The 13,524-nt window shown below is 72.5% G+C and carries 11 protein-coding genes; 4 read left to right on the top strand and 7 right to left on the bottom strand.

All coding sequences use genetic code 11. The features are described 5' to 3' along the window. The first annotated feature begins 176 nt into the window (after window positions 1–176). Entirely contained in the window at window positions 177–1,310 is a 1,134-nt protein-coding gene (cds1, locus tag EJC51_RS07130; protein WP_126270266.1) for an L-cysteine desulfhydrase Cds1, read from the top strand. Here the strand turns inward: cds1 and EJC51_RS07125 are convergent. Both EJC51_RS07125 and EJC51_RS07120 read right to left on the bottom strand, forming a co-directional pair. Next, window positions 1,278–1,784: an SRPBCC family protein gene (locus tag EJC51_RS07125; protein ID WP_126270265.1), complete on the bottom strand. Its 507-nt coding sequence runs from the start codon at window positions 1,782–1,784 to the stop codon at window positions 1,278–1,280. The genes cds1 and EJC51_RS07125 overlap by 33 nt on opposite strands. A gap of 70 nt (window positions 1,785–1,854) precedes the next feature. After that, complete coding sequence (locus EJC51_RS07120; RefSeq protein ID WP_126270264.1) at window positions 1,855–2,667, bottom strand: DeoR/GlpR family DNA-binding transcription regulator; 813 nt, start codon at window positions 2,665–2,667, stop codon at window positions 1,855–1,857. 271 nt (window positions 2,668–2,938) lie between these two features. On the opposite strand from EJC51_RS07120, the gene EJC51_RS07115 reads away from it, so the two are divergent. Beyond that, on the top strand, window positions 2,939–5,224 hold the full coding sequence (locus EJC51_RS07115; protein WP_126270263.1) for a hypothetical protein: 2,286 nt from the start codon (window positions 2,939–2,941) through the stop codon (window positions 5,222–5,224). A gap of 7 nt (window positions 5,225–5,231) precedes the next feature. On the opposite strand, the gene EJC51_RS07110 is transcribed toward EJC51_RS07115, so the two are convergent. From EJC51_RS07110 to EJC51_RS07095, 4 genes are all read right to left on the bottom strand, one after another. Further along, a complete protein-coding gene (locus EJC51_RS07110; RefSeq protein WP_126270262.1) occupies window positions 5,232–7,670 on the bottom strand; it encodes a right-handed parallel beta-helix repeat-containing protein in 2,439 nt (812 codons plus the stop codon). Between the two features lie 109 nt (window positions 7,671–7,779). Continuing rightward, window positions 7,780–8,385 carry an Rv1733c family protein gene (locus EJC51_RS07105; protein WP_126270261.1) on the bottom strand — a complete coding sequence of 202 codons (606 nt, stop codon included), beginning with the start codon at window positions 8,383–8,385 and terminating at the stop codon, window positions 7,780–7,782. Window positions 8,386–8,560: 175 nt separating this feature from the next. Further along, window positions 8,561–9,388, bottom strand: a complete 828-nt coding sequence (locus EJC51_RS07100) for an MOSC domain-containing protein (RefSeq protein ID WP_126270260.1) — start codon at window positions 9,386–9,388, stop codon at window positions 8,561–8,563. A 42-nt stretch (window positions 9,389–9,430) separates the two neighbouring features. Next, window positions 9,431–9,865 carry a DUF6643 family protein gene (locus EJC51_RS07095; RefSeq protein ID WP_126270259.1) on the bottom strand — a complete coding sequence of 145 codons (435 nt, stop codon included), beginning with the start codon at window positions 9,863–9,865 and terminating at the stop codon, window positions 9,431–9,433. A 296-nt stretch (window positions 9,866–10,161) separates the two neighbouring features. On the opposite strand from EJC51_RS07095, the gene EJC51_RS07090 reads away from it, so the two are divergent. Then, a complete protein-coding gene (locus EJC51_RS07090; RefSeq protein WP_126270258.1) occupies window positions 10,162–11,466 on the top strand; it encodes a TerD family protein in 1,305 nt (434 codons plus the stop codon). Between the two features lie 7 nt (window positions 11,467–11,473). On the opposite strand, the gene EJC51_RS07085 is transcribed toward EJC51_RS07090, so the two are convergent. Next, window positions 11,474–12,667, bottom strand: coding sequence for a glycosyltransferase (locus EJC51_RS07085; RefSeq protein WP_126270257.1), 1,194 nt, complete (start codon window positions 12,665–12,667; stop codon window positions 11,474–11,476). A 39-nt stretch (window positions 12,668–12,706) separates the two neighbouring features. Here EJC51_RS07085 and EJC51_RS07080 point away from each other — a divergent pair, with 39 nt between their 5' ends. Next, window positions 12,707–13,492, top strand: a complete 786-nt coding sequence (locus tag EJC51_RS07080) for a glutamate racemase (RefSeq protein WP_126270256.1) — start codon at window positions 12,707–12,709, stop codon at window positions 13,490–13,492. Window positions 13,493–13,524: the final 32 nt, after the last annotated feature.

Genomic DNA, 13,524 nt, shown 5'->3' with positions numbered 1-13,524 from the left:
GCCCGGAGCACTCGTCCGAATGCGCCCCCAGGGCACTGCGAAGCGCGTCCTACAGGGTGGTCTTTGGGGTGCTCAAAGGTGTGTTTATGCAGGTGAGAAGCGTGCGGAAGGTGTTTATGATCGGTGGCGTCGACAGCGTGGTCCGCCGTCGACGCCACCCCCTTAGGAGCATCGCTGTGAGCACTCCCCAGCAGTCCCGGACGGGCGAGACCCTCGACACCCTCGACGTCGACCGCAGCGACGCGACCTACCGCGACTGGCTGAAAGAGGCCGTCCGCAAGGTCCAGGCCGACGCCAACCGCTCGGCCGACACCCATCTCCTGCGCTTCCCGCTCCCCGAGCGGTGGGGCATCGACCTGTATCTGAAGGACGAGTCGACCCACCCGACCGGCAGCCTCAAGCACCGACTGGCCCGCTCGCTGTTCCTCTACGGCCTGTGCAATGGCTGGATCCGGCCGGACCGCCCGGTGATCGAGGCGTCCAGCGGCTCGACGGCGGTCTCCGAGGCCTACTTCGCCGGGCTGATCGGGGTGCCCTTCATCGCCGTCATGCCGCGCACGACGAGCGCCGAGAAGATCCGCCTGATCGAGTTCCACGGCGGGCAGTGCCACTTCGTGGACGACCCGCGCAAGATGTACGAGGAGTCGGCCCGCCTCGCGGCCGACACCGGCGGCCACTACATGGACCAGTTCACCTACGCGGAACGGGCCACGGACTGGCGCGGCAACAACAACATCGCCGAATCCGTCTTCCGGCAGCTGGAGTTGGAGCGGTTCCCGGAGCCCGCGTGGATCGTCGCCACGGCCGGCACCGGCGGCACGTCGGCGACTTTCGCCCGGTACGTCCACTACACGCAGCGGGACACCCGCATCTGTGTCGCCGACCCCGAGAACTCCTGTTTCTTCGAGGGCTGGACCACCGGCGATCCGGACGTCACCTGCGACTGCGGCTCGCGCATCGAGGGCATCGGCCGGCCGCGCATGGAGCCGAGCTTCGTGCCCGGCGCCGTCGACCGGATGATGAAGGTCCCGGACGCGGCCAGCGTCGCCGCCGTCCGTGCGCTGGAGAGGGCGATCGGCCGCAAGGCGGGCGGTTCGACCGGGACCGGGCTGTGGAGCGCGCTGAAGATCGTCGCCGAGATGGTGGCCGAGGGGCGCCAGGGGAGCGTGGTGACGCTGCTGTGCGACCCGGGCGACCGCTACTTGGACAAGTACTACTCGGACGCGTGGCTGGCCGAGCAGGGCCTGGACATCACGCCGTACAGCGCGGCGATCGACTCACTGCTGGAGACCGGCGTCTGGCCCTGCTGAGGCCTGTTTCGTCAGCCGCCGGTCCAGTGCGGTGGCCGCGTCCCGGAACGCGCGCCCCAGTCCGGGCGCGGCGAGCCTCATGGCGAGGCGGTAGGCGGCGGTGCCGTCCGTCGCGAACGTCCAGCGCACATGGGTGCCGGTGCCCGAGGGGGCGAGCCGCCACTCCTCGACGAGGGTCCGGACCCCGGGCACATTGGCGACGTCCACGCGGTAGGCGTACACCTCCGGCTCCTTGGCCGCGATGATCGTCTCCTGGAAACGCCCGCCGCCCTTGAGATGTATCTCGCGGGTGGTGCCGTCGCCGGTGGGCCGGGCCAGCGTCACCGCGGCGAACCACTCCGCCCAGCCCGGCACATCATCCGCGAGCGCCCGGAAGACCTGCTCCGGAGGGGCGGACATGTCCCGTGCGAAGACCAGCCGTACGGGTGCCCGCTCGACGAAGTCGAGCCCCACCTCGCGCAGTTGGTGCGCCATGGCCCCACCCTCCTCGTAGTGAACGGAGGGTGTCACCGTAGCTGACGCACCATCAACTGTCTGTACCGGCTCAGTCCTCGCCGGCCACCACCAGCCGCCGCAGATGCTCGGCGACCTCCTCGCGCGCCGCCGTCGGCAGCCCGGCGTCCGTCACCAGCGTGTCGACCTGCTCCAGCGCCGCGAACGAACTCAGGCCCACCGTGCCCCACTTGGTGTGGTCGGCGACCACCACGACCCGGCGCGCCGACTGCACGAGGCGGCGGTTGGTCTCCGCCTCCGCGAGGTTCGGCGTGGACAGGCCGGCCTCGACCGATATGCCGTGGACACCGAGGAAGAGCACGTCGAAGTGGAGCGCGGCGATCGCCTGGTCGGCGACCGGACCCACCAGGGAGTCGGACGGGGTGCGCACACCGCCGGTCAGCACGACCGTGGCCGCGCCCTGCCGCGGGCCCGAGGTGCGCTGTGCCGCGTGGAACACGTCGGCCACCCGCACCGAGTTGGTGACGACCGTCAGATCCGGCACGTCCAGCAGATGGTGGGCCAGCGCGTACGTCGTCGTACCGCCCGACAGGGCGATCGCGCTGCCCGGCGCGACCAGTTCGGCCGCCGCGCGCGCGATGTCCTCCTTGGCCGACAGCTCCAGACCCGACTTGGCCTCGAAGCCCGGCTCGTGGGTGCTCGCCTCGACCACCGGCACCGCACCGCCGTGCACCTTCTCCAGGACACCCTGCCGGGCCAGCGCGTCCAGATCGCGGCGCACCGTCATGTCCGACACGCCGAGCTTGCGCGTCAGCTCGTTGACCCGGACGCCGCCGCGCCGCCGCACCTCGTCCAGGATGAGGGCGCGCCGCTGCTCCGCGAGGAGGTTCTGATTCTCACTCACGTACGCTCCGGTCCTTTCGCCGCAATCCGTTCGACACGCCCGGCGCACCGGCTCCCACCAGCCCGCGGACGTCCCATCCTCGCACGTGACGGTACGGGTCGCGGCACCGACTGTCACGACGCGCGCATGTCACCTTCACCCCGTCGTTCTCCCGTCCGTCACACGGATCGGGGAGATTCCGTGACGAGGGGTGCACGAGCCTCTCCCGGCGGAGATCCTTGAGCCCGCACCGACACATGCAGACGGCGCGTCACGGGGGAAGTGCGAAACAGTGGAACGTGCTCAGGAACGTGCCTCGACGACCGGCTCCGCCCTGGAGCTGCTGGTCCACGGGGTGGGCGGGACGACGCCCGAGAAGATGCTCGACGATCCGCGGACCGTGCGGATCAGCGGCGACGACACGGCGGCCGTGTTCCGGCGCGCCGAGGACGTCGACGCCGACACCGGACGACCTCGGGGGCGCGGCGAGGAGCCGGTGCCCGAGGCGTACGTCTGGTGCAATCTGACCTCCGGCAACTCCTCCCGCGCGCTGTGGCTGTTGCTGCTGCCGTTCATGGTGGTCAACCTCGCCCACTGGATGCGCCCGAGCGCCCGCGGCCGTACGCGGACGGTCCGCCTGTACGGACTGCTGGTGCGACTCGCCGCCCTGACCTTGACGGTGCTGCTGGTCGCGGCGGTCTGCGAGGTCGCCCTCGACCTGACCGCCTGGCAGTGCGCGGGCACGCGCGCGTGCGCCGACCGGCACTCCTGGCTGGGCTTCCTGTCCCCGACCGTCTCCGACGGCGGCTGGTGGAGCCGCCCCGGCCGCCGCCTCGCCGTCGCCGCCCTGCTGCCCGCCGCGCTGACCGGCCTGCTGTGGTACTTGTCCCACCGCACCTGGAACGCGTACGAGTCCCAGCAGCCCCTGACCCACCCGGACGAGCACGACGAGGACACCGCCCGCACCGCCCTCGGCCGCCCCGGCTTCTGGTACGGCCGCCGGCTGGTGGCCCGGCTGCGCGCCGCGCACACCGCCGCGGCCCTGCTGACCGTCGCCGCGGCCGTCGCCTCGGCGGCGGCCGGCTTCGACCGCCGTCCGGGCGGACCCGCCCCGCTCGACACGCTCGGCCGGCTGCTTCTCCTGGCGATCGCCGTCGGCGGGGTGATCGTCGTCTGGGTGGTGTGCCGCCGGGGCCGCAGCGAGCATCGCCTCGACCGGGAGCTCGACGAGCATCTCGTACGACGTCTCCCGCTCGCCGCGCTCGGGCTGCTCCTGCTCACCCTGGTGTACGCGGGCTGGGAGCGGCCGGGGTGGGAGTCGCGGGGGCGGCTGCCGGGGGACGCGACCTTCGGCGGCATCGCCCTGGTCCAGGGGCTGATCGTGATCGTCCTGGCCGTCGTCGCCCGTGTCCTGCACCGTACGCATCCCGATCCGCGTGCCGCGATGCGCGGCCTCGGCGGCCCCGCGGTCGCGATGCTGGCCTGCGCGCTCGGCGGGGTGATGTCCGGCGGGGTCTCCCAGCGGGTTGCCGACTGGCTGGACGGCACCGGCGCCTCGATCCCCGGTCCACCGGTCCTGCTGACCTGGCAGGCATCGGTGATCCCGCCGCTCCTCGTCGTCCTGCTCGTGCTCGGCGGCCGGCTGGGCCGACGCGCCTGGCGGCTGCGCCGGGCCGAGCTGACCGCCCTCGACACCGACTACCCGGGAGAACCCAAGGACCGGGCCCGCAGCCGCGGCATCGCCACCGCCCGCGCCCTGGCCACCCTCACCGACCGGGCGCCGCGCATCCTCGGCGTCACCTCCGCCGTCACCCTGCTCCTGGGCGCGGGCGCGCTGGTCGGCGCGATGACGACGCAGAAAGTGCCGGCCGAGGCGGCCGGAGACTCGTACGCCTTCCTCCAGGGCGCCGCCGACACCGCCCAGGCGCTCGGCTCCTGGCTGATCGGGTTCGGCTTCATACTCTTCGTCACCTGGGGCAGGCGCGCCTACAAGGACCCCTCCGCCCGCCGCACCATCGGCATCCTGTGGGACGTCGGCACCTTCTGGCCGCGCGCCGCCCACCCCTTCGCGCCGCCCTGCTACGCCGAACGCGCCGTACCCGACCTCACCTGGCGGGTGGCCACCTGGACCCGCGCCACCGGCGGCCGCCTGGTGATCTCCGGGCACTCCCAGGGCAGCGTCCTCGCCGCCGCCGCGGCCTGGCAACTGACCCCCGCCGACCGCCGGCGGGTCGCCCTGCTCACCTACGGCTCACCGCTGGAACGCCTCTACGGCCGCTGGTTCCCGGCCCACTTCGGACCGGCCGCACTCAGCGCCCTCCACCACGACGTCGCCTGCTGGCGCAATCTCTACCGGCCCACCGACCCGATCGGCGGCCCCATGCGCCTGTCCGGCGACTGCGGTCCCGAGGTCGACCACGAACCCCTCAAGGACCCCCTCGCCTACGGCCGAACCGAGCAACACCCGCTGCCGGCCCCGATCCTCGGCCACTCCGACTACCAGGCAGACCCCGCGTTCGCGCAGGAGCGGGCGAAACTGCTGGCGAGGCTGCGACCGGACGTACCGGCGCAGCGGTAGCGCCGGGTCAGGGGAGTTCCGGCAGGTCCTCCGCGAACAGCAGCGTCAGGTCGTCCTTGCTCGGCTCCTCGACGTGGGCGACCCGGCTCGCGTGCCGTTCCACCATCGCCTCGAAGGTCTGGCGGGCGGTGCGGCCGTTGCCGAACGCGGGGCCCTTCGGGATCGCCGTGAAGTACTTCAGCAGGGCCTCCGGCGCACCCGGCGCCAGCCGGTACTCGTGCTCGTCCGCCTGCTGCTCGACGATCCTCAGCAGTTCGTCGGGCGCGTAGTCGCCGAAGGTGATGGTCCGTGAGAAGCGGGACGCCACACCGGGGTTGACCGACAGGAAGCGCTCCATCTCGGCCGTGTAGCCCGCGACGATCACCACGACCGCGTCCCGGTGGTCCTCCATCAGCTTCACGAGCGTGTCGATGGCCTCCTTGCCGAAGTCACGGCCGGAGTCCTCCGGTGACAGGGCGTACGCCTCGTCGATGAACAGCACTCCGCCGCGCGCCTTGTCGAAGGCCTCCTGGGTGCGGATCGCCGTGGAGCCGATGTGCTCGCCGACCAGGTCGACGCGGGACACCTCGACGAGATGACCCTTCTCCAGCACGCCGAGGGAGGCGAGGATCTCGCCGTAGAGCCGGGCGACGGTGGTCTTGCCGGTGCCGGGGGAGCCGGTGAAGACCAGGTGCCGTTTGACGGACGCCGCCTTGAGGCCCGCCTGCTGCCGGCGGCGGCCGACCTCGATCATGTCGGTGAGGGCCCGCACCTCGCGCTTGACGCTGTCCAGGCCCACCAGCGCGTCGAGTTCACCGAGAACGGCCTTCGAGGTGCGCGAGGGCTGCTCCGGCTCGGCGGGGGTGACCGGCGGTTCCTGCTCGGTGGTGCGCTGCCCGGGAATGGTGCCGAGCAGGCCGGGGGACTGGCTCGCCGTCTGCACGGCGGTCTCCACCGCGGCGGGGGGCCGCAGGCCCGTGCTCTCGTCGCTCGTGCAGTCCTCGACGATCGGACCCGTGCCGGAACCGGTGTCGGGCCCCGCGTCCGCGAACTCGTAGCCGCCGCGCCCGCACCGCTCCGTGCGGCACTTGCGCAGGGTCGCGCGGCAGCCGTCTATGACGTGGAAGCCGTAGCCGGAGCTGCCCGTGACACGGCAGTTGAGGAAGCTGCCCCGGCCGCCCGCGGAGACGTAGAAGCCGGCCTCGGCCGGGGAGTCGACCGTGCAGCGCTCGATGGTGGGGTCGGCGCCCTTGGTGACGATCACGCCGGTCTGGGTGCCGTCCACCGTGCAGTTGTTGAGAGTGCCGCCGCTGCCGTGGTCGCGGAACCAGGCGCCGGTCGCGGCATCGCGGATCCGGCAGTCGTCGAGCTGTGCGGTGGCTCCGTCGCTCACCGACACGGCCGTGTTGCGGACCTGGGAGAGGTCGCTGTCGACGACGTCCGCGCGCGAGCCGCGGTCGAGGACGAACAGCGCGTCCGGCACGTCGTGCACCCGGCAGGAGTCCAGCACCGCCGTCGCGCCGTCGCTGACCCACACCGCCGGGTAGTCGCCGGTGCTGTCGAAGATCTCGCACTGGTTGGCGTCCACGCGGGTGCCCGGGTCCCACACCGACAGGCCGTTGCGCCCGAACTGACGCACCGTCGTGCGGGTCAGCGTCAGGACCGAGCGCGAGCGCAGGTCCACGGCGTTCTCGGGGATGTCGTGGATGCGGCAGTCGGCCAGCGTGAGCACGGCGTCCGTGTCGAGGGTGACCCCGTCGGCGGTGGTGCGGTGCACATCGCAGTCGGTGAGATGCGCGGTGGCCCGGCCCGTGACCTGGACACCGCTGCCCCGCACCTCGTAGACCTCGCAACCCACCGCTTCCAGCGCGGAGTTCTCGCCGGTCACCGACAGCCCCACCCCGGAGGCGTGGTGCACCCGGCAGCGCTCCAGGCGCGGGTGGGCGCCGCCGCGGACCGCGACACCGGCCTGACCGGCGGCGACGACCTCGCACTCCTCGAACACCCCGCCCCCGCCGTCGAGTACGGCGATGCCGACCCCGGCCGGGTTGTCGACCGTGCAGCGCCGCACCGTCGGGCGGGCGCCGCCGCGCACCTCGATGCCGGCCGCGGACCGGGTGACGATCCGGATGTCCGTCAGTTCGGGCGTGCCCTCCTCGACGAGCAGCGCCGGTGCCGCCGCGTCCTGGCCCTCCACATGCAGGTCCTGCACCACGGCCGAGGCCCGTACGGTGAGCGGCACCCCGTCCAGCGGCGCGATCCGTACCGAACCGGGGGAGCCCTCGGGGCCACGCAGGGTCACCGCCCGCTGCACGACGAGGTTCTCCCGGTAGGTGCCGGGGGCGACGGTGAGGACGTCGCCGTCGGCCGCGGCCTCCAGGGCGGCGGCGAGCGACGCGTACTCACCCGTGCGGCGCCGCCACCGCGATGTGCCGGTGTGCGTCACCTGGACCGTGCCCTGTGCCATGGCGTTGCTGTGCCCCCACCTCGTGGTACGCGGGTCTGGATGCCGAATGCCTCGGCCGGTCCACCGTAGCGTGCGTGCGGGTGGTGGGTTGACCAGAGTGGGAAGGCTGTCAGCTGCCGGTCCCGGTCCTGCCCCAGTCCGGGCCCGCCTTGGCCCAGGCCTGGTCCCAACGGGCGTACCGGCGACGGACCATGCGCCAGACGATCAGCCGCCTGCCGGCCTCGACGAGACCGATGCCGAGCAGGGCCGCGCCGACTCCGGCGAGGACCGCGTGCGTGGTGGCGGTCGCGGAGTCCAGGGGGCGGGCCACTATGCGGCCGTGGGAGTCCGTCCAGATCGGGAAGTGGTCGCCGCTGTGCGGGTGTTTGAGGTTCGCCATCGCCGGGCCGTGCTGCGCGGTGCCGTCCGGCGCGGTCCAGTCGGCGAGGACGCGGCTGCGCAGATCCCTGCCGGTGGTCGTCTCGGGATCGGCGTCCAGCGGGGAACGGCCCAGGGCGCGGGTCACGGTGGCCGTGACCTCGTGACGGGACGTCTGCTGCTGCCGGACGGACTGTTGTAGGGCGTCCTGGGCCACGCTGCCGACGACAGCGCCGGTCAGTGGTGTGGCGACCAGGATCAGCAGCAGTGCCGCGAGTGCGACCCAGGCCTCGGCGAGGTCGGTCGCACGGCGCAGCGGATTGTGCCGCCAGCGCCAGAGTCCGCTGATCGCTCGCACGGTCCGCACCCCCTTCCCGTTCCGTGATAACTCTCGGGACGGCAGATCACCCGCGGAGCCGGGCGAAGAGAGAGGGAAATCACCCGCGCCGGGCCCTTCTTATGAACTTCTCACACCTGCCAACGCCACGCGCCCTGGCGCTGGTTCCCGCGAGCGGCCCTCGAACGGATCTCTTCTACTCCAGGACCGAGACCGGGTCGCCGACGCGGATCACGCCCGGTGTGAGGGGGACGAGGTTCTGCCCGAAGACCAGCTTGCCGTCCAGACGCCGATGGCGGCCGAGCGTGAGCAGGGGTTCCTTGCCGCGCTCGGCGCTGTCCTGGTCGGTGGTGGTCACGACGCAGCGGCCGCAGCTCTTGGCGACGCGGAACACGACCTCGCCGATCGCGAGGCGGGACCAGTGGTCCTCGGCCCAGGGATCGGTGCCGGACACGACCACGTTGGGCCGGAACCGGTTCATCGGCAGCGGACCCTCGGCCGCGTGATCACCCTGCGCGATCAGGGAGTTGAGGGCGTCCAGGGAGGCGGTCGTGGTGGCCAGCAGCGGATAGCCGTCGGCGAAGCTGACGGTCTCGCCCTCGCGCGCGTACTCGGGGTCGACGGGCCGGCGCGTCGCGGGCTCGTCCATGTGCACCAGCCGGACGTCCGCGCCCAGATAGGCGCTGCACCAGGCGTGCACGGCCGGGTCCTCGGCGGGTACCGCCTCCACTTTGTCCCGGAAGATCTGCATCGGCACGGTGCCGAGCGGGCGCGGCACGGGCACCGTCAGCGGCTCCATGCCGGGTGCGGACAAGCGAACGCCGCCGCCGGGCAGAAGCTCGGCGGCGGCGAGCGCGATGCGCGGTTGCTGGCGTTGTGTGACGACCTTTCCCCCGTCGTCGATCAGCGCCCAGCGCCGGTCTCCGGCCAGCCCCCAGGGCTCCACGACGGCCTCCCGGGGCGCGAGGCCCCGGAACGCCTTGACCGGATGTACGTGAATCGACTGAAGCTGCGCATTCCCCATGGACCCATCGTGCCAGCAGGCACGGACAGTCCCGGGGTCGGCTCAGTAGCCGCGGTACTGCTGGTTGTTGTACGGGTCCTGGTACGGCGCCGGAGCGGGCCGGGGAGCCGCGGGGCGCATCGCCTCGTAGCCCATGCCCTGGTTCATCGGACGCGGCTGCTGTTGCTGCGGCCCGGGGTAACCGCGAGGCGCGGAGGCCTGCTGCGGGATGTAGGCGGCGGGCGCCTGCTGCAGCGGCGAGGGCTGCTGCGCCTGCGGGTAGCCGTAGGAGGGCTGGGACGGTCCCGCCGGGAGGGCGGGCAGCGCGGACGGCAGCGCGGGCAGATTGCTGCTGCTCGGCATGGCGTACTCGGCCGGGACCCGGATCGGGGCGATCTGCGGGGTGCCCCGCTCGGCCACGAGCGAGTCATAGATCGGAGTGTCCGGGAAGGAGGCGGAGTAGTAGCCGCCGCCATAAGTGGAGCGGGGGGAGGTCATGGCACATAAGTTAAGCCCACGATGTGCTGGTTGGGGAGACCGATAAGAGGGTTGTTTTCCGTGTCGGCAGTGGCCTGGGATCCCCAATGCGAGCGAACTCGGCAAAAAGGGACCGCTACCTGCGTTCGGATCCTGTAAAGGCCGAGTTCCGGGCGGGTTACCGGCGGTTGGAGAACGATCTTTCTGTGCGCGTCATGGGAGTTCGCCGTCTCGGGGAATAGGTTGGCCCTGTAGAGAACCAATGGGCTGCCGGGACATGCCTGGCGCGGTGACACGTGATGGGGGCGGACATGTCAATGCCGAAAGGATCCAATACTCCGGTGCCGGCCACGGCGCTGCGGGTCGAATTGGGCTGGAGCACCGGGCCGGGGGTGCCCGACGCCGACGCGTCGGCACTGCTCCTGGTCGGCGGCAAGGTGCGCTCCGACAGCGACTTCGTCTTCTACAACCAGCCCGTGCACTCCTCCGGCGCGGTCCGGCACGAGGGCAAGCGCAACGCCGGCGGTCAGGTGATCGACACGCTGCTCGTCGACCTCGCGCGCGTGGAGCCCGCGATCGAGACGATCGTGCTGGCCGCCTCCGCCGACGGCGGCGCCTTCGGACAGGTGCCGGGCCTCCACATCGAGGTCAAGGACGCCGCACAGGGCGCCGTCGTCGCCCGCTTCGACAGCACCGGCGCGACCGTCGAAACCGCTTTCGTGCTGGGCGAGTTCTACCGCCGTCAGGGCGCCTGGAAGTTCCGTGCCGTCGGCCAGGGCTACAGCAGCGGACTCGAAGGACTGGCCACCGACTTCGGCATCACGGTGGACGAACCCCAGCAGGCCGCCGCCGCGACGCCGACGGCACCGCCCGCGCCGGTGGTGGCACCCCCCGTCACCGCACCCCCGCCCATGCCCCCGGTGACCATGGCGCCTCCGCCCGCCGCACCGCCGGTGGCCCCTCCGGCAGCCCCGGCCCAGCCGGTCCGCCTGACGAAGGTCACGCTCACCAAGGCGTCCCCCTCGGTCTCGCTGACCAAGCAGGGCGGCACCTCCGGCGCGATGCGCGTCAACCTCAACTGGGAGGTGCGCAAGCAGTTCTCGGGGTGGGCCGGCAAGCTCGGCCGCCCGGTCGCCATGCACAACGACCTCGACCTCGACCTGTGCGCCCTGTACGAACTCACCGACGGCAGCAAGGGCGTCGTCCAGGCCCTCGGCAACGCCTTCGGCTCCCTGCACCGGCCGCCGTTCATCCACCTCGACGGCGACGACCGCACCGGCGCCGTCGCGAGCGGCGAGAACCTCACGATCAACCTCGACCACAAGCAGCTCTTCCGCCGCATCCTGGTCTTCGTCACCATCTACGAGGGCGCGCGCTCCTTCGCCGACCTGCACGCCACCGTGACCCTCCAGCCGCAGTACGGCGCCCCGATCGACTTCTCGCTCGACGAGTGCACCGTCCCCTCGACGGTGTGCGCGCTCGCCCTCATCACCAACACCGGCTCCGACCTGGTGGTCCAGCGCGAGGCCCGCTACCTGGTGCCCGAGCGCGGCGTGAGCCCGCAGCGGACCGTCGACTACGCCTACGGCTGGGGCATGAACTGGACCCCCGGCCGCAAGTAGCCCACCCTCACCCCTCTTCGGTGACGGTGTCCGGACGTGCGTAGGTGCGGCCCTTCCAGGCCGCACCGCGCCCCCGGTAGTGCTGCACCGCGGAGTCGACCGTCATCAGCAGATAGAGGAACGCCGTGAACGGCAGCAGCGGCGCGAGCCACAGCGGCTGCCGGTAGTAGCGGAGCATCGGCACGTACGTCCCCGTCATCACCAGCCACGCGGCACCGCCGAGGACGGCCGCCGTGGCGTCGCCCGCCACGAGCCCCGCGACCAGCGCCACGGGCGGCACCAGATAGACCAGGGCCAGTCCCGCCACCGTGCCGGTCAGCACCAGGAGGCTGTGCCGCAGCTGCGCGTAGGCGCTGCGCGACACCATGCGCCACAGGTCGTGCAGTCGCGGATACGGCCGCACGCTGTCCACCCGCTCCGCCAGGCCCAGCCAGATGTGACCCCCCGCGCCCTTGACCGCCCGCGCCAGTGCCACGTCGTCGATCACGGCGTGCCGGATCGCGTCCGGGATCCGCGCCCGCTCGGCGGCGTCGGCGCGCAGCAGCACACAGCCGCCCGCCGCGGCCGCCGTACGCGACCCCTTCTTCCCGATCCGGCGGAACGGGTACAGCTGGGCGAAGAAGTAGACGAAGGCCGGCACGACCAGGCGCTCCCAGGTGCTCTCCACCCGGAGCCGGGCCATCTGGGACACGACGTCGAACCCGCCGGTGCGCGCCGCCGCGACCAGACCGCGCAGGCTGTCGGGGGTGTGCGCGATGTCGGCGTCCGTCAGGAGCAGGTACTCGGGGTCACGCGCGCGTGCCAGGCCGATGCCGTGGCGCACCGCCCAGAGCTTGCCGGTCCAGCCCGCGGGCGGTTCACCCGGCGAGCCGACCGTCAGCGGCAGCCCGCCGTGCCGCCGGGACAGCTCCCGGGCGAGTTCTCCCGTGCCGTCCGTACTGCCGTCGTCGACGAGGAAGATCTCGGCCCGTCCCGGATAGTCCTGGGCGAGCAGCGAGGGCAGGCTCGCGGGCAGCACCTCGGCCTCGTCGCGCGCGGGCACGACGACACAGACCGACGGCCAGTCGTCCGGCTCCCGCCGTGCGGGGAGCCTGACGTCCGTGCGCCAGAAGAAGCCCTGGCAGAGCAACAGCCACAGCCAGGCGGTGAGGGATACGGCGGCGGTCCACGCGATGGCGCTCACGGGCGCAGTCTGCCCCACGGCGGCGGCCCGGAAGGGCTCATCGTCTATCGTGGCCGGGTGAAGATCGCGCTCATGGACTCCGGACTCGGCCTCCTCCCCGCCGCCGCCGCGGTACGCCGGCTGCGGCCCGACGCGGATCTCGTCCTGTCCTGGGACCCCGACGGCATGCCGTGGGGGCCGCGGACCCCCGAGGACATCACCGAGCGGGCCCTGGCCGTCGCCGCGGCCGCCGCCGAGCACACGCCCGATGTCCTGATCGTCGCCTGCAACACCGCGTCCGTGCACTCCCTGCCCGCCCTGCGCGCCCGCTTCGAGCCGGACCTGCCGATCATCGGCACCGTCCCGGCGATCAAGCCGGCCGCGGCCGGGGGCGGCCACGTCGCCATCTGGGCGACCCCCGCCACGACCGGGAGCGCCTACCAGCGCGGCCTGATCGAGCAGTTCGCCGTCGGCGTGGACGTCACGGAGGTGCCCTGCCCCGGGCTCGCGGACGCCGTGCACCACGCCGACGAGGCGGCCGTCGACGTCGCGGTCGCCGCCGCGGCCGCGCTCACGCCGGAGGACGTCACGACCGTCGTCCTCGGCTGCACCAACTACGAACTGGTCGCCGAACGCATCCGGGCGGCCGTCCAGCAGCCCGGCCGCCCGCCGCTGATCCTGCACGGCACGGCCGGAGCCGTGGCGGCCCAGGCCCTGCGCCGCATCGGCGCGGCCCCCGCGCCGGACACCGCCGCGGACGGCACGCTCACCGTCCTGCTCAGCGGACGCCAGGAAGCCCTGCCGGACACTGCCCTGACGTACGAAGAAGGAAGGTTCCTCCAGGCGGTCACCCCCGCCCGGTGACCGGGGCGGAGAAAGGCCCTTCCCGAACCGGT

The organism is Streptomyces aquilus, from assembly GCF_003955715.1.
Taxonomy (GTDB): domain Bacteria; phylum Actinomycetota; class Actinomycetes; order Streptomycetales; family Streptomycetaceae; genus Streptomyces; species Streptomyces aquilus.
Note: the sequence above shows the minus strand (reverse complement) of the source record. Positions and strands in the feature narration are given on the sequence as shown.